The 24,822-nt window shown below is 54.3% G+C and carries 15 protein-coding genes, 1 tRNA gene and 1 pseudogene; 8 read left to right on the top strand and 9 right to left on the bottom strand.

The features are described 5' to 3' along the window. Positions 1-62: 62 nt before the first annotated feature. Together BV494_RS16225 and hmsP are read right to left on the bottom strand one after the other, a co-directional pair. Positions 63-1,355, bottom strand: coding sequence for a dicarboxylate/amino acid:cation symporter (locus BV494_RS16225; RefSeq protein ID WP_104923783.1), 1,293 nt, complete (start codon positions 1,353-1,355; stop codon positions 63-65). A 236-nt stretch (positions 1,356-1,591) separates the two neighbouring features. After that, positions 1,592-3,574, bottom strand: a complete 1,983-nt coding sequence (gene hmsP / locus BV494_RS16230; protein WP_104923784.1) for a biofilm formation regulator HmsP — start codon at positions 3,572-3,574, stop codon at positions 1,592-1,594. Between the two features lie 559 nt (positions 3,575-4,133). Here hmsP and bcsO point away from each other — a divergent pair. The 7 genes from bcsO (at position 4,134) to BV494_RS16265 (ending at position 15,966) form a co-directional block, all read left to right on the top strand. After that, positions 4,134-4,988 carry a cellulose biosynthesis protein BcsO gene (gene bcsO / locus BV494_RS16235; RefSeq protein WP_104923785.1) on the top strand — a complete coding sequence of 285 codons (855 nt, stop codon included), beginning with the start codon at positions 4,134-4,136 and terminating at the stop codon, positions 4,986-4,988. Next, positions 4,979-5,782: a cellulose biosynthesis protein BcsQ gene (bcsQ, locus tag BV494_RS16240; RefSeq protein ID WP_104923786.1), complete on the top strand. Its 804-nt coding sequence runs from the start codon at positions 4,979-4,981 to the stop codon at positions 5,780-5,782. The genes bcsO and bcsQ overlap by 10 nt, the downstream gene beginning before the upstream one ends. Positions 5,783-5,811: 29 nt before the next feature. Further along, positions 5,812-7,911, top strand: coding sequence for a UDP-forming cellulose synthase catalytic subunit (gene bcsA / locus BV494_RS16245; protein WP_104923787.1), 2,100 nt, complete (start codon positions 5,812-5,814; stop codon positions 7,909-7,911). Continuing rightward, the gene (gene bcsB / locus BV494_RS16250) at positions 7,908-10,406 is read left to right on the top strand and encodes a cellulose biosynthesis cyclic di-GMP-binding regulatory protein BcsB (RefSeq protein ID WP_104923788.1); all 2,499 of its coding nucleotides are present in this window, start codon (positions 7,908-7,910) and stop codon (positions 10,404-10,406) included. Before bcsA ends, bcsB begins: the two co-directional genes overlap by 4 nt. Positions 10,407-10,485: 79 nt before the next feature. After that, positions 10,486-14,445: a cellulose biosynthesis protein BcsC gene (locus tag BV494_RS16255; protein WP_104923789.1), complete on the top strand. Its 3,960-nt coding sequence runs from the start codon at positions 10,486-10,488 to the stop codon at positions 14,443-14,445. Between the two features lie 18 nt (positions 14,446-14,463). Beyond that, positions 14,464-14,943, top strand: coding sequence for a cellulose biosynthesis protein BcsD (bcsD, locus tag BV494_RS16260; protein WP_104923790.1), 480 nt, complete (start codon positions 14,464-14,466; stop codon positions 14,941-14,943). Between the two features lie 9 nt (positions 14,944-14,952). Next, on the top strand, positions 14,953-15,966 hold the full coding sequence (locus tag BV494_RS16265) for a family 8 glycosyl hydrolase (RefSeq protein WP_104923791.1): 1,014 nt from the start codon (positions 14,953-14,955) through the stop codon (positions 15,964-15,966). A gap of 131 nt (positions 15,967-16,097) precedes the next feature. Here BV494_RS16265 and dppF read toward each other — a convergent pair whose 3' ends face one another. From dppF to dppA, 5 genes are all read right to left on the bottom strand, one after another. After that, positions 16,098-17,111 (bottom strand): dipeptide ABC transporter ATP-binding subunit DppF, encoded by a 1,014-nt coding sequence (dppF, locus tag BV494_RS16270; protein WP_104923792.1) that lies wholly within the window; start codon positions 17,109-17,111, stop codon positions 16,098-16,100. Then, positions 17,101-18,126: a dipeptide ABC transporter ATP-binding protein gene (gene dppD / locus BV494_RS16275; protein WP_104923793.1), complete on the bottom strand. Its 1,026-nt coding sequence runs from the start codon at positions 18,124-18,126 to the stop codon at positions 17,101-17,103. The genes dppF and dppD overlap by 11 nt, the downstream gene beginning before the upstream one ends. A gap of 10 nt (positions 18,127-18,136) precedes the next feature. Continuing rightward, on the bottom strand, positions 18,137-19,051 hold the full coding sequence (gene dppC / locus BV494_RS16280) for a dipeptide ABC transporter permease DppC (protein WP_104923794.1): 915 nt from the start codon (positions 19,049-19,051) through the stop codon (positions 18,137-18,139). A 10-nt stretch (positions 19,052-19,061) separates the two neighbouring features. Beyond that, complete coding sequence (gene dppB / locus BV494_RS16285) at positions 19,062-20,081, bottom strand: dipeptide ABC transporter permease DppB (protein WP_104923795.1); 1,020 nt, start codon at positions 20,079-20,081, stop codon at positions 19,062-19,064. Between the two features lie 101 nt (positions 20,082-20,182). Beyond that, on the bottom strand, positions 20,183-21,790 hold the full coding sequence (dppA, locus tag BV494_RS16290; protein ID WP_104923796.1) for a dipeptide ABC transporter periplasmic-binding protein DppA: 1,608 nt from the start codon (positions 21,788-21,790) through the stop codon (positions 20,183-20,185). Positions 21,791-22,519: 729 nt separating this feature from the next. Between dppA and BV494_RS26320 the strand changes: the two are divergent. Continuing rightward, a pseudogene (locus BV494_RS26320) lies at positions 22,520-22,795 on the top strand (LysR family transcriptional regulator); the annotation flags it as partial. Between the two features lie 139 nt (positions 22,796-22,934). Here the strand turns inward: BV494_RS26320 and BV494_RS16300 are convergent. Then, a tRNA-Pro gene (locus BV494_RS16300) sits at positions 22,935-23,011 on the bottom strand. Positions 23,012-23,111: 100 nt separating this feature from the next. Continuing rightward, complete coding sequence (gene eptB / locus BV494_RS16305; RefSeq protein WP_104923797.1) at positions 23,112-24,791, bottom strand: kdo(2)-lipid A phosphoethanolamine 7''-transferase; 1,680 nt, start codon at positions 24,789-24,791, stop codon at positions 23,112-23,114. Between the last annotated feature and the right edge of the window lie 31 nt (positions 24,792-24,822).

Consider the following 24,822-nt stretch of genomic DNA (forward strand, 5'->3'; position numbering starts at 1 on the left):
GCCTAAATAAATGCGTTTTTAGGCACGTTTAGCGATATTTTCATCCGCTAAGCGACCATTATTCAGAAACCTGACGCTGATTTTTCCGCTTCCGTCAGGCCTTTCTGGCCATTGAGCGTCGCTTTTAACTGACCTTCATCCAGCTGATCGCACCATTTTGCGACCACGATGGTTGCCACGCCGTTACCGACCAGATTGGTCAGCGCACGGGCTTCCGACATAAAGCGGTCAATCCCCAGAATCAGTGCCAGCCCTGCAACCGGTAAGTGACCGACCGCAGAGAGTGTCGCCGCCAGAACGATAAACCCGCTTCCGGTCACGCCCGCCGCCCCTTTCGATGACAACAACAGCACGACAATCAGGGTGATCTGATGCCAGATATCCATGTGGGTATTGGTCGCCTGCGCGATAAATACCGCCGCCATGGTCAGGTAAATCGAGGTGCCGTCGAGGTTAAACGAGTAGCCGGTCGGGATAACCAGCCCCACCACCGATTTCTTGCAACCCAGACGCTCCATTTTATCCAACATGCGTGGCAGCGCGGATTCAGAAGACGACGTGCCCAACACGATCAGCAGTTCTTCTTTAATGTAGTTAACAAACTTGAAGATGCTGAAGCCGGTGAAGCGGGCGATCAGCCCCAGCACCACAACCACAAACAGAATACAGGTCAGGTAGAAGCACAGAATAAGCTGACCGAGCTGCAACAACGAACCGACGCCATATTTGCCAATCGTGAACGCCATCGCCCCGAATGCCCCTAACGGTGCGAGACGCATGATCATATTGATGATGCCGAAAATGACCTGCGAGAAGCTTTCGATCACGTTGAAAATCAGCTGGCCTTTGTGGCCCATGCGGTGCAGCGCAAAGCCGAAAAGCACCGCAAACATCAGAACTTGCAGAATGTTGCCGCTGGCAAACGCACCAATCACGCTCGACGGGATGATATCCAGCAGGAACGGAATGATGCCCTGGCTCTGCGCCTGTTCGGCGTAAACCGCGACCGCTTTGGCATCCAGCGCCGCCGGATCAACGTTCATTCCTGCGCCCGGCTGGACGATATTCACAATCACCAGACCGATAATCAGCGCCAGCGTACTGACGATTTCAAAATAAAGCAGCGCGATCGCCCCGGTGCGGCCCACGGCCTTCATGCTTTCCATGCCCGCAATACCGGTCACCACCGTACAGAAGATGACGGGTGCAATGATCATTTTGATTAACTTAACAAAACCATCACCTAGTGGTTTCATTTGAGCGCCGAGATCGGGATAGAAATGCCCCAGTAAAATACCGAGGGTGATTGCCGTAAGAACCTGAAAATACAGGCTCTTGAAGAGTGATTTTTTCATAAATACCCATCCTGAAGTGATTGCGCCGCCTTCTGTTTTTGTAAGGTCAAAGGTAATGAGCGGCAGCAGGGAAGTAACATGCGCACAACATGATGGAAATATTTCGTTTCGCACTGCAATAACGGGTCATGAAAAACCGGAGCGGAAAGCATTCAGCAAGAAGTAATGTAATTAAAAAAAGTACAGGAGGGGTGAAAAAGACCGAACAGGAAGGGTTTTCCTGCCCTTTAGCGGATTCAGGCAGGCTGACAGAATTTCTGTTCGAACTCTTCTTTGGAAAGCGGCGCAGAGAATAAATAGCCCTGCCCGAACTGGATATTCTCTTTCAGCAGCCACTGACGCTGCGCTTCGGTTTCAACGCCTTCCGCAATCAGCTGAATGTTCATCGCGCGTGCAATCGACGCCACAATGTTCACCATCACTTCGTCTTCCGGCAGAACGCTGACGAAGCTGCGGTCAATTTTGATCACATCGATAGGCAAGGAGCGCAGGCGGTTGAGGTAATCCAGGCCGGAATAGCCCAGGCCGAAATCATCCAGTTCAATCGATACACCTACGGCACGAAGCTCGCTGAGCAGCAACAGCGCGCGATCTAAATCATCAATGCGCGCCGTTTCCGTGATTTCCAGCACCAGCTGGCCGGGATTAATTTTGTAGCGGCTCAGAAGGCTGCGCAGCTCCGGCAGGAAATTACGTTGCTGTACCTGTACGCCGGATAAATTCACCGAGAGCGGCAAGGTAATACCGCGCTGTTGCCAGTCGGCGAGAATGCCGCAGCCCAGTTCGAGGATTTTGTAACCTAACATGCTCATCACGCCAATTTCTTCGGCCAGCACGATGAAATCGCTTTCCAGACCATAACTGCCATTGGCCATTTTTCTGCGCAGCAGGGCTTCAGCGCCGACGACGGTGCCGGTTTCCATATTGACCTGCGGCTGAATGAACAATGTGAAATCGCTCTGTTCCATCGCGTGCAAAATTTCGTTTTCCTGCAACAGACGCTTCTGGATCTTCTCTGTCAGCTCCGGCTCGAAAAACAAAATCTGGTTTTTTCCCTGCTGATACGCCGACACTCTGGCGGCACGCGCATTCATCATCAGTTGCTGAGCCGTGACCGGCGTTTCGCCCGTGTGCTGAACAATGCCAATGCTGCCGGTAGGATGCAGGGACATATTGCCCGAATCGCTTTCCTGCGGCGCATTAATGCGTTCCATGATCTGTCGCGCGAGGCGCATCGCCATAAAGGGCCGCGACACATCACCCGCCAGCAACGCAAATTCGTTATAACTCAGACGCGCCAGTAAACAGTGTTCCGGCAGCACATCCATAATGGAAGAGATCAGCGGGCAATCGACATGTCCGTCGTCACGCAGGCTTTCAATGCCCATCAGCATCAGGTGGAAGCCTTTCTCGGGCTCCGACGAATGCAACCGGTGTTGCAGGCGCAACATAAATTGCTCTTCATTATTGAGACTATTTTCAGGAGGCAGGAGCGCGTCGTTCATGTTCTGCTGCGCTTTTTCCAGTTGCTGCTGATTGCGGTTATAACTGCGGATCAGCATGCCGATTTCATCGTCTTCATGACGTTCCGGCATCGCCAGCTGGTGATAGGGCACTTCGCTTTCCGGCAAAGACTCCAGCTCACTCGCAATCGATCGCAACGGTTTGACGATCAGCCGGTTAATCACCCAGCTCAACGAAATCGTCAGGATCAGCGCCAGTAAAAGATAGGTCGTCAGCATGGTCGAGAGCGCACTGACGATAAACTGATACATGCGGTACGAATCCGCCTGTAGTACCAGATACGCCAGCGGTTTGGGCGCTTTAGGGCTGGCAGCCGCAGAATAGAGAGGAACAGAAATGGTGACAGGCAGGTTAAAACCGCGCGTCACCCATTGCGGAACAGGCCTGCCGGGCGGGAAATGCGTGTGCAGGGCCGCAATCTCATTGGGCATCACGACGTCGGCGCGGCTGAGTATCCCGACCGGTTGCAGCGTATTGAGGATATCCTGCGTTTCTTCCAGATCAACATCCAGCACGGCCTGCGACAACGGCTCACGGACAGAATGTGCAATATTTTCAAGTTGCTGGGCGTAATCATCCCTCCGCTGTTGCACAAAGTGAAACAACTGGATGACGATAAAAATACAAACGGCGATTGAAGCGATACTGGATACCGCTGCCATCTGCTTAATCGTTAATGAACGCCTGACCCGCAACTTATTTCTCCCTCAACTGCCGGGCTGATTTGCCCCACATACCCTAACAGGAACGGTACTTCTGCGCAGTATACCTCATAACCGGTTATTTCGAGGTGATTCACAATGTTTGACTATAAAAAACAACACGTTTGATGGGCAGCATCTACACTCATTATTCTTAAGGGTATTTCTCTTACGGTAAACATACATTACGGAATGTAATTGAATACGTAGCAGCGTAATAAGATGCCGACTTCAAGATAATTAATGGAGATTATGTGCTGCCGATCACATCAAAGGCAAATGATTAGTCTGAACTAACACCAAAAGGCAGATAATTAATATTAAAAAACGTTGTGTGTGAGCCAGTTATCGGTGGGATGTTATTTATGCGTGAAAATCCTATTTTTTGTAAAAAGTGCTCTATGCTGTTAAAGAGCTGATATATTAAGACGTGTCTGATTCCCACTAAAAACCTAAAGAAAATTAAACGGTTCACCTCCTTTGTTAGCGGCCTTTTAGGGGCGCTTTGACGCTCAGAAAATACTTATATATATAATCCTAGCGGGCGGGATTTATGAATAAATATGACGACATTAAACGTTTTATGGATAAAACGAAGTTGGAACAGCTTGATTATAAAGAGCTTAACGAAAAATCAACCGGTGAATCCATTACCGGCTCCATGAACCAATGGACGTTGATTAAACAAGTGTCAGCCAGCGAAGACCCGGTCGGACCTCTCGACAATGGCCGTTCGACGCAACCCACACCGCAATCTATTTCTGCTGATGAGTTTTCACTCTCTGCCTCGCAGCAGATGAACGAACTCCCGGCAACGCATGCTCTTTTGAATCAGCAACCTGTGCCACAAACGCCGGTGGCTCAACCCGTGGTTCACGCTCACGCAGCGCCAATATCTTCGGAAGTGCCGCCGCCAGCAGCCGGTTTTGGCTTGCTCGACGCCCTGCGTGAAACGCTGCCTCCGGCTCCACCTGCTCCCGTGCAGGCAACGCAGCAACCCGGAAAACATCAGCCGGTTCACACCGCGCCAACGCTGCACGCCCAGTCTGTTGTTCCTGACACCGGCTCGGGTCTGCTCGATTCATTACGAAAAGTGATGCCCGAAGCGCCTGTATCTCCGGCCCCGGTTCGCGCACCGGCTCCTGTTCAGCAGGCCGCACCGGTTCACAGCCAGCCCGTAGAGCCTGCCGTACCGGCGTATCAACCCGCTCCTGTACACAAACCGGCACCGGCCAGCCCTTACACAACCAGCACTGCGCCCGTTGCACACGCGTCCCCGGCGTCCGCTGATGCTAACCAGCGCTTTAAACAAATGTTTAAACAGCGGGCTCCGCAGCCTGCCGGCGCTTATTTACATCGCGACACACCGCTTCAACCCCTGTTAGAGATGATTGCCTCATGCCGTTAGTTTGCGTTTGTTCACCGAAAGGTGGGGTAGGAAAAACCACGGTGGCCTCGAATCTGGCCTATTCGCTTGCCCGCAGTGGCAGCAAAGTACTGGTCATCGATTTTGATGTGCAGAACGCGCTTCGCCTTCATTTTGGTGTGCCTATTTCCGATACGCGCGGCTTTGTCGCCGGTTCAGGCAACGAATCCGACTGGAGTCAGTTTATTCTCAAAGCGGGTTCAAACACGTTCGTATTACCTTACGGCGAAGTGACGGAAGACCAGCGTCTGGAATTCGAACACCAGTTAGCGTCTGATCCGCATTTTTTACCGCGGGGATTAAACACCGTACTCAATTATCCGGGTTTAATTATTATTGCCGATTTCCCTCCAGGCCCAAGCCCGGCATTAAAAGCTGTTCAGGCTATTGCTGATTTACATGTTGTAGTCATGCTGGCCGACACCGCGTCATTGTCGTTACTGCCCTTAATGGAAAAAAATAAATTAATTGGTACGCCTTTGAATAATAAAAAAGGTGAATATTACGTCGTGAACCAAAGTGACACGCGCAGAACATTAAGCCGCGACGTCACACAATTCTTTGAACAACGTCTGAACGAAAGATTATTAGGCACGATCCACAGGGATGAATGCGTGCCAGAGGCTAACGCCTCGCAGCGCTCTATTATTGATTTTAGTCCGGTATCGGCTTCGGCATTTGATATTGAACTGATCAGCAAGAAAGTCGCCGCCATTTTAGGGATTAAAGTCGGTGATGGTGAATTACACGCCGCGCCTAAATCTGGCAGTTATTAACTATCACTGTTAACAGCGACCCCAAAGCGATGAATAAATTCCTGTTTTCCTTACTTGTGCTTCTGCTGCTGCCGGTGGCAGCAGTGATCATCATCACCCCTATGGACAGCCAGAAGCAGTACATTTTTGGTCTGATCAGCATCGGGCTTTTATTCCTGCTCGGCATCAGCAAGAGCCGGCGTATCAGTGTGGTCATGGTCATCATGTCCGTTATTATGTCGACGCGTTATATTTACTGGCGCGCGACTGAAACACTGCATTTTAATTCAACGATAGAAGCCATCTTAGGGATCGGATTATTCCTCGCCGAACTGTATGTCTGGGTTATTTTATTGCTGGGCTATCTGCAAACAACCTGGCCGCTGAAACGCACCATCGAGCCATTGCCGGATGACACCACGCTGTGGCCTACCGTTGACGTGTATATTCCGTCTTATAACGAAAGTCTGGATGTGGTGCGCGATACCGTTCTGGCGGCGCAGTGCATCGATTATCCGAAAGACAAAATCAAAATATACGTGCTCGATGACGGAAAGCGCGACGAATTCGCCGTGTTCTCCGCCGATGCGGGCGTGGGTTATATCACCCGTGATAACAACGCCCACGCGAAAGCCGGTAACCTGAACCATGCGATGAAACTCACCAAAGGCGAGCTGATTTGCGTATTTGACTGTGATCACGTCGCCACGCGCGCGTTTTTGCAGGCGACCGTCGGCAGCTTCCTGAAAGATCCGCGTCTGGCGCTGATCCAGACGCCGCACTATTTCTACTCGCCTGACCCGTTCGAACGTAACCTTTCCGCAGGCCGCACCATGCCAAACGAAGGCGCGCTGTTCTACGGCCCGGTTCAGCAAGGCAACGATAACTGGAACGCCACGTTCTTCTGCGGTTCCTGTGCCGTTATCCGCCGCGTAGCGCTCGAAGAAGTCGGCGGTTTTGCCGTTGAAACCGTCACGGAAGATGCGCACTCCGCGCTGAAAATGCAGCGTCGGGGCTGGAATACCGCGTTTCTGGATATCCCGCTGGCAGCCGGTCTGGCCACAGAACGTCTCGGCCTGCATGTCGTCCAGCGTACCCGCTGGGCGCGTGGCATGACGCAGATTTTCCGTGTGGATAATCCGTTATTGGGTCGTGGCCTGAAATGGCAGCAACGCCTGTGTTATCTAAACGCCATGCTGCACTTCCAGTTTGGCCTGCCGCGCGTGGTGTTTCTGACCGCGCCGCTGGCGTTCCTGCTGTTCAACCTGAATATCATTTCCTCGTCCGCCAGCCTGATTTTTGCTTACGCGCTGCCGCACCTGGTGATGTCCCTGCATATCAACTCCCGCATGAATGGTCGGTTCCGGTATACGTTCTGGGGCGAAATCTACGAAACCGTCATGGCATTCCATCTGATCCTGCCGACGCTGGTCACGATGCTCGCGCCAAAACGCGGGAAATTTAACGTGACAGACAAAGGCGGCCTGCTGGATGTCGGCTTCTTTGACTTCAACATCGTCAAACCGCACCTGATTGTCGCGATTCTGATGATTATCGGCATCGGTTACGGCGTGGTACGGGCAATTTTCCACGATTACTTTGCCATCGACCCGAGCGTTATCGCCCTGAACGTCGCCTGGGGCAGTTTCAGCGTGCTGATCCTGCTGGCGGCCATTGCGGTGGCGAAAGAAACCCGTCAGGTGCGTAAAACCATCCGTATTGATGTCGCTATTCCGGCCATCATTCACTACGCAAACGGGATTTCACTGCGCACAACCACAATCGATATGTCGATGGGCGGCGTGCAGCTGGTGACGCCGGATGTGCGTTACATCGACGAAGAAATTGAAGAAGTGGAAATTCAGCTTTCCTCCGGCGCAGAGAGTTTCCCTGTGACGCAAATCAGCGGTAACAAAGAGCGGCTGCGTCTGCAATTTGAAAACCTGCCGCTGTCGAAACGTCGTGAACTGGTTCGTGTTGTTTTATGCCGTGCTGACGCCTGGATTGGCGAAGAGTACGCGCCGGACAACCCGTTCAAATCATTGGTCAGCATTGTCCGTTGCGTGTTTGAGCTGTTCTATAACACCTGGAAAGAGCGCCGTGCCAAAAATAAACCCGCTGACGCCACCAGCAAGAGTGAAGCAGCATGAATCGACCACGTAAACAGACCGTAAAGCGCCGCTTATCTGCTGTGCCGGGCGTGTCCCTGCTCAGGAAAATTTCCGCCGGCCTGCTGCTGACGTTCAGCAGCCTGCCATTTACCCATGCGGAAGAAGCCCCGGCTCCGGCCGTTGATCCGGCGACCAGCCTTCCCGCTGCGCCGTCATGGTTGCCGCCGGTTACCCCGATGCCGGGCGAAAGTGCGCCCGTCAGTGCAGCCGCACCGGCGCCAGTTGCGACGGTGCCGGCGGGCGATGCGCCTCAGCCTGATACCACGCCGGTGAATACCAGCGCAGTCCCCGCCACACTGGTCACTGACCCCACTGCCCCACCGGTTGTTCCGCTGGTTCAGCCGGTCACCAGCAATATCACCGTGGCTGAAATGGGGCAGGCCAACGGCCTGACTCTCAGCGGCGGCCAGTTGCAGTCCGGGATTATCTTTACGCTGCCTGCCGATGAGGTGGTGACCAACGCCCACCTGTCGCTGGCGCTGAAAATCTCCCCGGCACTGATTGCCCGTGATACCACGCTGGAGCTGATGCTCAACGGCCAGCCGCTGGGCAACCTGCCGCTCAATCAAAGCAGCAACGGCGGGGATGTTTACGATCTGGATATTCCGTCAGCGATGGTGGTGTCCAACAACAACCTGAGCTTCCGCGTGCATGACAGCAACACCATGACCTGCGAGAAAGATCAGTCGGACAAATATTGGGTCACGATTTTGCCGACCACCAGCATTGGTCTGGAAGGTCAGCAACTGAATATTGGCCGCAATCTGGGTAACTTCCCGCGTCCGTTCTTCGATGGCCTGCAAATGCAGGAATCGAAAATCACCATGGGCTTTTCGGCGGCGATGAAACCTGGCGATGTCAGCGCAGCGGCGATGGTTTCTTCTTATCTCGGCATGTTGTCCGATTATCGCAGCGTCGATTTCCCGGTCATCCTGAACGATTTACCGGATCAGAACGGCATTCTGTTTGGTAAACCGGGCGATAAAATCGGTTCACTGACGTTACCGGCCAGCAACGGCGCGTCGATTCAGATTATCGATAACCCGATCAACCCGATTTATAAACTGCTGCTGGTGCTGGGCAATGACGATAACGAACTGCGTCAGGCCGCTTACCGGTTGATCAGCGGCGGAATGCCAAACAACGCCGAACGTCTGGACGTGACACAGCAAACTATTCCTTCCAGCAAACCGTATGATGCGCCGCGCTGGATTGATACCTCACGCCCGGTCACGCTGGGCGAACTGGCGGGTAAAGATCCGGATGCGCTGATTTCCAACGGGATTTATCACGACGGCATTCAGGTCGCCTTCCGCGCTGCGCCGGACCTGTTCATGTGGGACGGTCACAACATTCCGGTGCGCATCGATTACCGCTTCCCGACGGAAAACTGGATTGATGAAGACAGCTCGCGTCTTAATGTGTCCATCAACAGCAACTTCCTGCGCAGCCTGACGGTGAACAAAGTCGGTCTGGTGGAAAACATCTGGCGTCGCCTGGGCGGCGACAGCCGTCAGGAACGTTATACCCTCCAGCTCGCGCCGTACCTGATTTACGGGGATAACCAGCTGCAATTCTATTTCGACATCAAGCCGAAAAAAGATGCGCCGTGCAGCATTCTGACCAGCGACAACATCAAGAGCCGTATCGACCCGAAATCCTTCATCGACCTGAGCGGAAGCTACCATTTCGCGCAGTTGCCGAACCTGTCGTATTTCGTCGGTGCGTCTTATCCGTACTCTAAACTGGCGGACTTCACCGACACGCTGATGTTGCTGCCGGAAGTGCCTTCGGCGGATGAAATCCATACGCTGCTGAACCTGGCCGCCCGCGCAGGTAAAGCGACCGGCGTACCGGTGAATCACGTACAGGTCGCTTTTGGTCTGAAAGGCGATGAAAAAAATAATGCGTTGTTTGACCGGGATATTCTGGCCGTCACCACGCTGGGCGATACGTCGTTCAACCAGCAACTGCTGGCGGATTCACCGTTCAGCGTGAATGCCGGTTCGATGGGCGTGAAAACGCCGACCGAAGTCCAGCGTATCGTGGCATGGCTGACCGGCGACTGGTACCGCCAGCCGGTGGATGCTGACCGCTATTTGTCCTCTACCGGCGCATGGCGCGGCTTCGTCAGCTACCGTTCACGCTGGTCTAACGATCACGTGGTGGTGGTGGCAGCAGGCACAGATGACCAGCAACTGCTGAAAATTCATAACGACCTGAAATCACCGAAGATTAACGCCAATGTGCGCGGTGACCTGGCGATTATTACCGATGAAAATGGCATTCGCAGCTTCTCCGTCGGCCAGCAATTCCCGACCGGCCAGATGCCGTGGTACATGATGGTGTTGTGGTATGCGAGTACGCATATCGTGATCCTCTCGCTGATTGCCACACTGGTTTCACTGCTGATTGGCCTGAGCCTGTTCGTCGTGTTGCGTCGTCATGCGGCCAAACGTCTGGGTCAGAAATGAAAAGCGTCGTCTTAATAACAAAAACAATGAAGGTGGCCGTTACTCCCGGCTATAACCTGGCGATTACCGGAGCTGGAAAATGAAAAAACATAAACTGTCCCTGGCGGTGATCAGGGCTATTTATCTGGTAGGGATCGCCGGCGTTGCGAGTTTCAGCGCCACCACGTTTGCGGCGGACACGACCAATCCTGCCATGAAAGCCCTGTTTGATCAGGCGGCTTACTGGCATGAACGTGCCCATGATGATCTGGCGAAAGATGCCTTGCAGAAAGTGCTGCTGGTCGAGCCGAACAACGCGCAGGCGTTGTATCTGATGTCGCTGTATTCCATGCAGGGCGGCGATAAAACGGCGGCGAACCAGTGGCGTCAGAAACTCTCCAGCGTTTCACCGGATGACCCGCGTCTGGCGTCGCTCAACAGCGCCAAGGCGATGCAGTCCATTCCTCCTGCGCAGCTGGCTGCAGCCCGCCAGATGGCGGCTCAGGGTAACGTCAGCGGCGCGCTTTCGGCCTACCGCACCATTTTCAACGGCAACCAGCCGCTCGACAGCCTGGCGACCGAATATTACCTGACGATGGCGGGCGACAAATCGCTCCAGCCGCAGGCCATTCAGGGATTGCAGCAGCGCGTCGCCGCCCGTCCGGACGACACGCAGGCACGTCTCGGATTAGGCAAAGTGCTGACGTATCAGGAATCGACCCGCCGCGACGGGATCAAGCTGCTGAGCACAATGGCAGGTTCCAGCAGCGAAGCCGACCGCTCACTGCGTCAGGCGTTGCTGTGGATGGCACCGCAGGAAGACGACCGCGATTTGTATCAGGCCTATCAGGCACGTCATCCCAATGACACCGGTGTGATGGCGTATTTCCAGAAAAACATTGGTGGCGCGGCAAAAGGTCAGGGCTTCTCGGCGCTGAACAGCGGCGACGTCACCAGTGCGAAAGCCAAGTTTGAAAGCGTGCTGGCCGATAACCCGAACGACGCCGATGCACTGGCCGGTCTGGGTTACATCGCACAGCGCAGCGGCAACTTTGAAGAAGCGTCGCAATATCTGAGCAAAGCCGCTGCACAGGGCGGCGCGAACAGCGCACAACTGAGCAACCAGGCGCAGGATTCTGCGTTTTACGCCCAGCTGGCGAAAGCCAAAGAGGCCGCCGCGTCCGGCAGCTATGACGCCGCGCTGGCCGCCGTCACCCCGCTGGCGTCGGTCGGCGGTGAAAAAGGCCAGTCAGCCAGTTTGCTGCGCGCGGATATTCTGCGCCGCAAAGGCGATCTGGCCGGTGCGGAACAGCAGTACAGCGCACTGGGTGACAACGCCGATGCCCGTGCCGGATTGTTCTATGTACTGCGTCAGCAAAATAAAACCGCTGAAGCCAATCAGGTTCTGAAAACGCTGCCCGCCAGTTTACAGACGAAGATGAACCCGCCGACCGTGGCCGATGTGATCGAACCCATGCGCCATCAGGCGGCGCAGGCCGTTGCCAGCAACGATCCGCAGCGCGCACTGAATATCCTTCAGCAGGCGCAGGAACGCCAGCCGTCGAACGTCTGGGTAAAACTGGATATGGCGCGCATTCTGCAATCGCAGGGGCAAACCGCGCAGGCGCAATCCATCATGGCACCGTCTTCACGTCCGGGCGCGTCATCGGCCGATCTTTACGCCGCCGCGCTGTTTGCGTCCGAAACCAAAAACTGGGCCACCGCCAACGCCCTGCTCTCGCGCATTCCGCGCAACAGTCAGAATCAGGGAATGCGTGAACTGGCGCAGCGCGCCAACTTCAATGCGCAAATGGCAGATGCCGAAAATTATCTGCAACAGGGCAACAGCGCAGCGGCCGGCAATACCCTGCGCGCACTGGCGCAGAACCCGCCCTCCGCGCCAGCCGATGTGGGTTTACTGGCAAAAAATCTCGCCGCCACCGGACAACTTCCACTGGCCGTACAGCTGGTTCGCCAGAACATGCGTCAGGGCGTGAACGGCAATGCGGGCGATTATGCCGATCAAATCACCGTGCTCAATTCCGCCGGGCTGGGCATGGAAGCGCAGGCCTTCCTGCAAAATCCGCAAATTCAGTCCGGCACGTCTGCAACAGCGCTGGCCAATCTGCGTAACGGTTTCGTGATCACGCAGGCCGACCAGTTACGTGAACAGGGCCAGTACGCTGCCGCTTACGACAAACTGGTCGTCGCGTTGCAGTCTGATCCACAAAACCGGGATCTGATGCTGGCGATGGCGCGCCTTTATCAGTCCGGCAAACTCAATAAACAGGCCGGTCAGGTTTATAACTACCTGATGAGCAACGACACACCAACGCAGGATGCGCGCGTCGGTGCCATTAACGTCGCGCTGGGTGAAGGCGATAATAAACGGGCACAGGAACTGTTAACCGGGCTGCGCGGCGAACGCACGCCGGACCGCTTGTTACTCGAAGCCCGCGTCGCCGAAGCGCAGGGCGATCACCAGCAGGCGCTGGCGTTACTGCGTTCTGCGAAGGGCAAGATGATCGGTCTGGAAGGTGCGGACGGTTCAGCGCAGGTGGCCGGTTTGCAGATAAACGACAACCCGTTTATCAACCGCTCAACGCGAACTTCACCGGGCCGTCCGGCAACACAATCTTCTTACGGCACCGTGTTGCCGTGGCAGCAGTCTGATCAGGTGACCGTTCCCGGCAATATTCCGACACCGGCCGTACCAACCGCCATGGCGCAGCGCACCGCAACCGAAAAACAGATCGACGACATGCTCGACGATTTGCAGGGCAAAACCGCGACCTGGGCGCAGGGCGATATGTCGATTCGCGGACGTGACGGCGAAAGCGGCCTCAGCCAGCTGACCGAAGCGAAAGCGCCAATGACCTTCGCCTTCGTGCCGTTTGATACGTCACGTCTGAGCATCGGCGTGACGCCGGTTTCCCTCAGCGCAGGCAGCCCGTCCGGCACCGGCAATGCCCGTTATGGGCAGGGTGCGCTGGCGCAGGCACAGTCCGCGCAGAAAGATGTGGCAACCGCCGCCGCCGCCGCCGGTCTGGATATCGCCAGTTACAGTACGTTTGCGAAACTGCAATCCGCAGCTTCAACGGGTTATACCGCGAACTGTAGCTCGACCAACGCCACGTCAACGCAGTGTGCGGCCTACAATACGATTACGGGCACGGATCCGACCACCTACGCGGCGCCTTCCGGCGGTAACCAAAGCGCGACGGGTGTCGAGGTTAACGCGGCGCTGACCGGCGACAGCTATAAAGCCGATGTCGGCAGTACACCGCTCGGGCAGGATCTGAACTCGCTGGTCGGTGGCGTGCAATGGGCACCGAAGCTGACTGATTTCACCACCCTGCGCCTGACGGTTGAACGTCGTGCGGTCACGGACAGTATTCTGTCTTACGTCGGCACCAAAGATACTTACAGCGGAAAAACCTGGGGTCAGGTCACCAAAAACGGCGGCAGCGTTAACCTGTCCTACGATGACGGCGACGCCGGTTTCTACGCCGAAGGCGGTTACTACAGCTATCTGGGTAACAACGTGAAGAGCAACCAGTCGGTCAGTGCCAACGCGGGCTTGTATATTCGCCCGTACCGTTATGACGACCGCGAGCTGAAAACGGGGATCAACGTCGGTTATATGAACTTCGACAAGAACCTCAGCTACTACTCCTACGGCCAGGGCGGTTACTTCAGCCCGCAGAACTACGTCAGCGTCTCCTTCCCGGTGGAATACACCCAGAAGTATGACGATTGGGATCTGAAATTATCAGGCTCAGTGGGTTATCAGTCCTATTCTCAGGATAAGAGTGCGTACTTCCCAAATAACGCCGATCTGCAGAAACAGCTGGAAGAACTGGTGAATGCAGGCTACGGCACTGAAGCGTATTACGCGGGTAAAACCCAGAATGGTATTGGCTGGAGCGCAGGCGTGGGCGGTAACTATCATTTGAACAAAAACATGCAGATTGGCGGACAAGTTGGCTACGATACTTTCGGTGATTACAACGAGAGCACCGCGCAGGTCTACTTCCGCTACCTGATGGGCCAAAATTAATCCTGGTGGAATAAAACCATGCAAGAACAGAACTATGCACAAGTTGCGCAGGAGTATTACCGCCAGCGTCACACCACAACAGGCTGGCAAAGCCTGGTGCAGGTGCTATTTTCAGGTATTCTGGCATCCGCTGACGATGAAGATGGCCGTCGTTTTATCACACTGATGGGCAATAATCTGGCGCGTCAGCATGCATTACCGGTCTCTTCGACGTTGGGTGAACTGGAAGATAACATTAACCACATTCTCAGCCATTTTGACTGGGGTGTGGTGAAGCTCGAAGCCACTCAGCAACAGCTCGCGCTGGTGCATATTGCCTGGCCGGTGTCTCCGCAAGGGCAGGATGATGAATTGTGGCGCATCGCGCTGATTTCGTTGTTTGAAGGTCTGTTTGCTGAGTGGTTATTATCACAAGGCGGGCAGCCCTATGTTCCTCTGCGCTGGCAGGAAAACACACCGGAAGGCGCCTTCGTTTTCCGTTATCAAAATGGTTTGTAAGGAATTTATATGTGGTTATTTCGGCGCTACAGCCTCGTGCTGTGGTTCAGCCTTATTGTTGCATTTTTCAGTTCTTCCGTAATGGCGCAGGATGCAGGCTGGTCGGCTTATAAAAGCCGCTTTCTGATGCCAGATGGTCGAATTATTGATACCGCCAACAAGAATGTCAGCCACACAGAGGGTCAGGGTTTTAGCATGTTGCTGGCCGTGTTCAATGACGATCAGGCAACCTTCGACAAGCTGTGGCAGTGGGCAAACACAACGCTTTACCGTAAAGATATCGGCCTCTATTCATGGCGCTATGACCCGAATAACATCGTTCATGTGGCGGATAAAAATAATGCTTCTGACGGTGACACGCTCATCGCCTGGGCGCTGCTGCTGGCGGGGGATAAATGGAATGAATCCCGCTACACGCAGGCCTCTGACAAACTGCAGGCCGCGCTGCTCAAGCATAATGTGATTGATTACGCGGGCTACAAAGTCATGCTGCCGGGCGTATCAGGCTTTAATCAGACCAGTAACATCACCGTCAACCCGTCGTACTTTATCTTCCCGGCCTGGCAGGCGTTCTTTGCGCGCAGCCATTTAAAAGTGTGGAAAGAACTGGACGAAAGCGGTACCGCAATGTTGAGCAAAATGGCATTTGGTGAGTTCCGTTTACCGACAGACTGGGTCGACATGCAGGCAGACGGCACGATGAAACCGGCCACCCGCTGGCCAACGCGTTTCAGCTACGACGCCGTGCGTATCCCGCTGTATCTCGGCTGGGCACATCCCGGCAGTCCGCAACTCGCGCCGTTCATTTTGTGGTGGCAGAAATCGCCACGTACCGCGACACCGGCCTGGATTGACGTCATGACCGGCACCAAAGCCAGTTACAACATGTCGCCCGGCCTGTTAGCCATCCGTGATTTCACCATGGCCAACGCCAGCGCCATCAGCCCGACTCTGGCACCGAAGGATGACTATTATTCTTCCTGCCTCCAGCTACTGAGCTGGTGGGCAAGCCATAAAGGTTAAGGGATTTATTGCAGGCCAATTTATTGTATATATGCAATAAATTAGCGCTGTCGTTATTGTATATACGCAATAAGTTTCCACAAAAAAGCCCGCTTTTCGCGGGCTTTGTCATTTCTGCAGAACCATCAGAATTACGCGACGGTTTGCGTGGTTCCGTTTTCATCCTGATCGACAGCGAAGCAGGCGACCAGCTGATCGCCGTATTGCTTCAGCTGTGGCTGGAACTGCTTGCAGGTGCCGAACGCGCGGCGGCAGCGGGCGTTGAACGCGCAACCGGCTGGCGGGTTCAGCGGGCTTGGCAGCTCACCGGTCAGTTTGATACGTTCACGACGCTCGTCCGGGTTCAGACGCGGTGTGGCGGACAGCAGCGCCTGTGTGTACGGATGGCGCGGGTTGCTGAAGATGGCGTCTTTCGAGCCTTTCTCTACGCAGCGGCCAAGGTACATCACCATCACTTCGTCGGCGATATGTTCCACAACGGACAAATCGTGAGAAATGAAGACGTAGGACAACCCCAGATCCTGCTGTAAATCCATCATCAGGTTCAGCACCTGCGCACGCACGGAAACGTCGAGCGCGGAAACCGGTTCATCGGCAATGACCACGTCCGGATCCAGCATCAGGCCGCGGGCGATAGCGATACGCTGACGCTGACCGCCGGAGAACATGTGCGGATAACGGTCGTAATGTTCCGTTTTCAGGCCCACTTTTGCCATCATCGCCAGCGCTTTTTCACGGCGTTCGGCGGCCGTCAGTTTGGTGTTGATCAGCAACGGCTCTTCGAGGATCTGGCCGACTTTCTTGCGCGGGTTCAGCGATCCGTAAGGATTCTGGAACACGATTTGGATCTTCTGACGACGCAGCTTTTCCGCCGTGGCATCCGGTTTCAGCAAATCCTGACCGCGATAATAAAGCTCACCGCCGGTCGGCACTTCGATCATGGTCAGCAGGCGGCCCAGCGTGGATTTCCCGCAGCCGGATTCACCGACCACTGCCAGCGTTTTCCCCCGTTCCAGCGTGAAAGACACACCGTCGAGCGCTTTTACGGTTCGTTCCGGGGCGAACATCCCTTTCTTCACCGGGTAATGTTTTTTCAGGTCAATCGCGTGCAACAGCGGCTGCGGTTGGGTGTTATCAGGACTCATAAGTAGGTCTCCCGGCATCATCCAGCGGATAATGGCACTTCGACTGACGCCCGTCCGCGAGGTCACGCAGCGCAGGTTCTTCTTTACGGCAACGGTCAGTTGCATACGGGCAGCGCGGGTTAAGCAGACAGCCGTTCGGACGGTCATATTTGCCCGGCACCACGCCCGGCAATGACTGCAAACGGGCTTTATCCGCCGCAAATTCCGGCAAGGAACGCAGCAGCGCCTGCGTGTACGGATGGCGCGGCGCACGGAAAATCTCCGTGGCTTTGGCCGATTCCACCACCTGACCGGCGTACATCACGATGATGTGATGCGCGGCTTCCGCCACCAGCGCCAGGTCATGGGTGATCAGCATCAGCGCCATGTTTTCTTTCTGTTGCAGCTCAAGCAGCAGCTCAATGATCTGCGCCTGAATAGTTACGTCGAGCGCGGTGGTCGGCTCATCGGCAATCAGTAATTTTGGACGACAGGCGATTGCCATCGCGATCATCACACGCTGGCTCATCCCGCCGGAAAGCTGGTGCGGATACACGTCGAGACGCGAAGCCGGATCAGGAATACCGACCAGATTCAGCAGGTCGATGGTGCGCTGACGGCGGGTCTTTTTGTTGCCGCCCTGATGCACCTTGATGGCTTCCATAATCTGAAAACCGACGGTGTAGCACGGGTTCAGGCTGGTCATCGGATCCTGGAAAATCATCGCAACTTCCGCACCGACAATCTGACGGCGCTCTTTTTCGCTGATCCCCTGAAGATTGCGGCCGCCGAACTCCAGTTTTTCCGCCATCACTTTGCCGGGGAAATCGATAAGCCCCATCAGCGCCAGTGAACTGACCGATTTACCGGAGCCGGATTCACCGACAATCCCGACCACTTCGCCCTGCTTCACGCTGTAACTGATACGGTCTACGGCGCGGAACGGCGTGCCTTCGTCACCAAAGTGAACGGAGAGTTTGTCCACGGTCAGCAATGTTTTACCGACCTGAACGTCATTCGTTAATGTTGTTTCCATCTCCAACCCCTTACTGCTTGAGTTTAGGGTCGAGGGCATCACGCAGGCCATCACCCATCAGGTTAAATGCCAGCACCGTCAACAGAATGATCACACCGGGGAAGGTCACGACCCACCAGGCACTTTGAGCAAACTGTAAAACGTCAGACAGCATGGTGCCCCACTCCGGCGTTGGCGGCTGTGCGCCCATACCGAGGAAGCCCAATGCGGCCATATCGAGGATGGCGTTGGAGAAGCCGAGCGACGCCTGAACAATCAGCGGCGCTAAGCAGTTAGGTAAAATATTGATGAACATCTGGCGCGCAGCACCGGCACCGGCAACGCGCGAAGCCGTCACGTAGTCACGGTTCACTTCCACCAGCACCGCGGCGCGGGTTAAGCGGACGTAGTGCGGCAGGGCAACGAACGTCAGCGCCAGCGAGGCATTGACTATCGAGGGGCCGAAAATCGCCACCAGCACCAGCGCCAGCAGCAGGCTTGGCAGGGCCAGCATGATATCGACCACGCGCATGATGATGGCGTCCACGATCCCGCCGTAGTAACCGGCAAACAGGCCGAAAACCACGCCGAGGACCAGGGAAAGCACCACGACCAGACAACCGACCAGCAGCGACAAACGCGCGCCGTACATCAGACGCGAAAGAATATCGCGGCCCACGTCGTCAGTGCCCAGCAGGAATTTCCAGCTGCCACCTTGCATCCAGACCGGCGGACGCAGCAGCGCATCGCGGAACTGTTCAGCCGGTGCGTGCGGGGCGATAACGTTCGCGCCAATCGCAAGGATCAGCATGATGATGATGTAAACCAGACCGGTAACGGCCCCTTTATTACGCTTAAAATAGTGCCAGAATTCGCGCAAAGGCGGCATCGGCGCTGGCGCAGCCGTCACTAACTCGTTAGCGACTGGCTCAGTGGTTTGAGACATTGTGCGCCCCTTATTTCTTGTGGCGAATACGCGGGTTGACCACGCCGTAGAGCACGTCTACCAGCAGGTTAACCACGATGATCAGAGTAGCGACCAGCAACACCCCGCCCTGCACGACCGGATAGTCGCGGCGCTGAAGTGCGTCAATCAGCCACCGGCCAAGACCTGGCCAGGAGAAGATGGTTTCCGTCAGGATGGCGCCGCCCAACAGCGTACCAACCTGCAAACCGATGATGGTCACGACCGGCAACAGCGCATTACGCAAGGCGTGAATGACGATCACCCGCATACGGCTGACGCCTTTGGCGCGCGCGGTACGGATGTAGTCTTCACCCAGCACTTCCAGCATGGAAGAACGGGTCATACGCACGATCACCGCCAGCGGAATGGTGCCCAGAACGATAGCCGGTAAAATCATGTGCATTACGGCATCCACGAAGTCACCCGGTTCGCCCCAGAACAGCGTGTCGATCAGCATAAAGCCGGTCAGCGGCAGACTTTCATCGAGGAAGACGGTATCGCTTATTCGCCCCGATACGGGCGTCAGGTTCCAGTGCACCGAGACCAGCATAACCAGCATGATCCCCCACCAGAATATGGGCATTGAATAGCCGGTCAGCGAGATTCCCACGGCCGTGTGGTCGAATATCGAGCCCCTTTTCACTGCCGCCAGCACCCCGACAGGAATACCGACAATGATCGCAAAGATCATCGCGCAGATACCCAGCTCCAGCGTGGCTTTAAAGCGCGGCACAAATTCCTGCCAGACAGGCGTGCGGCTTTTTAATGACGTGCCCAGGTCGCCGTGCAGCACCCCGTTCACATAGTGGAAATATTGTTGATAAAGAGGCTTGTCGAGCCCCATATCTGCCATTAACTGGGCATGACGCTCGGGGGAAACACCGCGCTCGCCTGCCATAATGGTGACCGGGTCGCCTGGTATCATGTGTACGAAGGCAAAAGTCAGCAAAGTAATGCCGATAAACGTTGGGATAACTAACCCCAAACGTCGGAGTATGAACTGAAACATATCCCGTACTCTCTGTATAAAATGCCCGGAGAACCGTAGCGCTCCGGGCTTATTAGTAGCTCACAAAACTCTTAACAGGTGGATTCAATAGCGAAACGCTATTACTCCATGCTTACGTTTTCGAAGTGGTGTTTGCCCAACGGATCAACGACATAGCCTTTGACTTCTTTACGAACAGGTTCGTACACGGTGGAGTGAGCGATGATCAGCGCTGGTGCCTGGTCATGCATCACAACCTGAGCCTGCTGGTAAAGCGCAGCACGTTTAGCGTGATCAGATTCAGCACGGGCTGGCTGGATCAAATCTTCAAACGGCTTGTAGCACCAGCGGGAGTAGTTGGAACCGTCTTTTGCAGCAGTACAGCTGAACAGGGTGGCGAAGAAGTTATCCGGATCCCCATTGTCGCCGGTCCAGCCCATCATCACAGACTGGTGCTCACCGTTTTTCGCACGTTTGAGGTATTCGCCCCACTCGTAAGTCACGATGTTGGCTTTCACGCCAATTTTCGCCCAGTCAGACTGGATCATTTCAGCCATACGGCGTGCATTCGGGTTGTACGGACGTTGTACTGGCATTGCCCACAGGTCGATAGTGAAACCGTCTGCGTGACCTGCTTCTTTCAGCAGCTCTTTGGCTTTAACCGGATCATACGGGTAATCCACGATGTCTTTGTTGTAGCCCCACATTGTTGGTGGGATCAGGTTCTTGGCTGGCTGGCCAGCACCCTGATAAACCGCGTCGATGATGGCTTTTTTGTTCACAGCCATGGTCAGTGCCTGACGCACTTTCACTTCATCGAGTGGTTTTTTCTCAACGTTGAAGGACAGATAACCCACGTTCAGGCCTGGCTGTTGCATCAGGTTGATGGTTTTATCTTTCTTCATTGCCGCGATGTCAGCCGGATTCGGGTACGGCATCACCTGGCATTCGTTTTTCTGCAATTTCGCGTAACGCACGGAGGCGTCAGGCGTGATGGAGAAGACTAAACGGTCGATCTGCGGCTTGGTGCCCCAGTAGCCTGGGAAGGCTTTGTAGAGGATGCGCGAATCTTTCTCGTATTGCAGAAGCTGGAACGGACCGGTACCGATCGGATTCAGGTCAACTTTCTCAGGGGTTTTCGCTTTGAGCATGTTGTCAGCGTATTCCGCAGACAGAATGGAAGCGAAGTCCATCGCAAGGTCAGCCAGGAATGGAGACTCAGGGCGGTTCAGGACGAACTGCACGGTATTGTCGTCCACTTTCACGATCTTGTTGATCAGATCGCCCATGCCCATACCTTCGAAGTATTCGTAGCTGCCGCCGGAAACGCCGTGGTAAGCGTTGTTTTTATCCAGCTGACGTTCGAAGGAGAAGACGATGTCGTCCGCATTCAGATCACGGGTCGGTTTGAAGTCCTTGTTGTCCTGCCATTTCACGCCTTTGCGCAGATGGAAGGTGTACGTTTTGCCGTCGGCGGAAACGTCCCACTTCTCTGCCAGGCCAGGCTGGATTTCAGTGGTCCCGATTTTGAACTCAACCAGACGGTTGTAGATAGGCACGGAGCTTGCGTCATACGTGGTGCCGGAGGTGAACAACTGAGGGTTGAAGCCTTCAGGTGAACCTTCGGAACAATACACTAACGTTTTTGCCTGGACACTGGCCGCAACGGTCAGCGCAATCAGGCCCATACTGAATTTCAGTAGCCCCGACTTACCTAAAGAGATTGTCATCGCTTCTGCTCCATCGATTAATGGTGATGTGGATGTGTGTGTTGTGTTTTACAGCTCACGTCACCCTTTATTTTTATTTGCGGGTGACTGTGTTTGCTCGTGCGCTGCAATAAGTCCAACCAGAGCATGGTGAACTGCCATTTTTTTTCCTGCGTCTTGTAAAGTTGGCTTTACAAAACCTTACCGGAAATAATCACTGGTCTTCCTTGGGGCTATCAATTTGGCAACTCCTTCCCTTGACGTCAATATAACCATCAGGCATTTACACAGACTGTGAGTAACAGCAAACAAACATAAAAAAACATTTAATTAACGAATGCAGGATGAATGTTCAGTCCTGGCCGTGAATACCCACACAATCCGCTATGTAAAAGAATATTCATGGGGGTTTAGCCCTTTTTTTAAGCCTAAAAATTTCTCGCTAAATGATGAATATATGAACGGTTATTTTTGAGATCAGGGTGAAAACCAGCGGAAAATGCTGGGAAGTGTGGCAAACGGCTCCGACTCGTCAGGAAGAGAACTGGCCTCTGTTCCCTGAAAAGCCCCCAAAATAGCGCAAATGCGCGATCGTGGTGCAGACGATTATCCATACAAATACCGCCTGTTTTTCCGGCATCATGACCGTATAGGGGGGAAATGGATTGAAACTAATATGTTAATGGTTTTTTAAACCTTGGCGTATTTCTTGCAGGACTGTGAAGCTTGTCACCCGCCAGAGGTTTGAGGATGGAACTGAAGTGGTTTGAAGATTTTCTCAGCGTCTCGCATTGCTACAGCTTCACGCGAGCCGCCAGTGAAAGAAACATCACACAGTCTGCGCTGAGCCGCCGTATTAAACAGCTGGAAGAATGGTTAGGTGTCCCGCTTTTTGATCGCAAAACCTACCCGATACGGCTGACGCCGGAGGGCGAAGACTTTCAGCAGACCGCCGCCGAACTGGTGGATTCAATGGCGCAGTTGAGAAGTGATCTGCGGGCCAGAGCGCATGAGACGAAAGTCACGGCGTGAGTTTTGCGATGATGTCTGGATAACTGAGAGAGGAAATCATCTGATTTTTCTTCGTACAAAACAAAAAACCCGCAACCATAAGGCTGCGGGCTTTTTGTTGTCTGAGGATTAACTGCATCATCAGATTGGGATATGGTCGGCGAGAGAGGATTCGAACCTCCGACCCACTGGTCCCAAACCAGTTGCGCTACCAAGCTGCGCTACTCGCCGAGTGGGGCGCATCTTACTGCGACGGTTTCAGAGCGTCAACGGCTTTTTAAAAGTTAAATGCTGACTGACCATAAATCATCCGATACGCCGCCAAAATAGCCTAAAGCTTCTGTTCAGCCTGAGGTTTTGCACACCAGTTATTCGCCGGGTTGATACCCCCGTCTGGCGACGTATATCCCAAACAGCCCAAAATCGAATCGAATAATTCGACATGGCGTTTCTTCGCGCCAATCCGCTGCTGCGCCTGTAACTGCTCAAACGCCTGCTTGTGGTCGGCCTGTTCAAGGAAACTATCCGAAGCCCAGACGATCATCGGCACACGGAACTGCTCAGGTGGTGCCATTTCGCGCGGCGTGCCGTGCAGGTGCGAGTTCTCGTCGATAGACTCACCGTGATCGGCGGCATAAAACACCAGCGCTTTTTTATCGCGCAACTGATCAATCACGCTGTCGATAAAGGTATCGGTATACAGCACGCTGTTATCAAAAGCGTTAATCAGCTCGGCTTTGCTACAGGTGTTGCCCATACATTCCGGCGTATAGCGGGCATAACTGCGCGGATAACGCTGCGAGTACATGTAATGCGAACCTTTGGTATGCAGAATCACCAGGTGCTTACCCTTGGGATAGTTCTTCAGCGATTCCTGTAATTCATTCACCAGCAGCATGTCGTCGACAGGTTTACCGTCGTTGCGCTTCTCTGAGGCAATAATTTCACGGAAGGAGAAATTGTTGGTGTCCGCATTATTGTAGAACCACAGCTCGCTCTGCATCGCGAACAGCTCCGAGGTGAACCCCAAAGACTTCATTACGGCAAAGATATTTTGCTCTTTCAGCGTTCGCTGCGGATTGTCTTCTGTGCCGCCTTCGCGGACAAACATGCAACGCAGCGAAAGCTTGGTCGCGGTGTCGCAGGATTCCCCGCGAAATGCCACCAGATTCTTTTCTTTGGACAGGCGCGGCGTGGTGTCACGCTCATACCCCAGAATCCCCATGTGATCCCAGCGGGTTGTTTCGCCGATAATAAACACGACATAGGTATCGTCGATATCCGCAGGTGGCACATACGTAAACTCTTTCGCAGGATCCAGATAATTGCCCGCATCCTGACTTTCATCCACTTGCGTATAGGCATACAAACCCAGCGCCGCCAGCCAGTTAGACGGTAAATACGAGTGCGCGACAACGCCGCCGTAGCTCGGCAGATCCACGTTGGTTTTTTTCTCGTTGGCGCTCTGCGCGTGGTCAAGTAACCGCAGCGGCAGCCAGACCAGCAGAACCGTCGCCAGCAACACGCCCAGCGGGCGTAAGCGCTGTCCCGGCGTCTTCATCTGCTCAATCAGCGTCAGCCGCAGGTTGTTTTTCCAGATAAGAAACAGCGGTAAAGCACTGACCAGCGCCATCCAGATAAACAGCGGTAATCCGATGATTTCTTTGCTGAGATCAACATCCGTGGTCATTACCGACGCCACGATGCCGTAGCCGATTACCACATTGAACATCATCATGTAATAACTGGCGGCGACGGAAATCAGCACCAGCAAACTGGCCACCACGCGGAAAAACACTTTTCCGCCCAGCGACAGCAAACGTAGCACAAAGAAGGTAAACAGGACGATGCCGCAAACTTCCGTGATCGCCTGGATCAGCTCAGTTGAGGTGAACTGATGGATCAATGCAGCGAAACGGCGCTGGAACACCGAGACGTTGAGGAAAATGCCGATATAAATCGCTAACAATAAAGAGATATTTTGCTGCGATAGAGTCTTCACTCTATTCATGTAATTGTGATATCCGGAATATTTTTGAAAG

Origin of the sequence: Rahnella sikkimica (genome assembly GCF_002951615.1) — a bacterium.
GTDB classification, from domain to species: Bacteria; Pseudomonadota; Gammaproteobacteria; order Enterobacterales; family Enterobacteriaceae; genus Rahnella; species Rahnella sikkimica.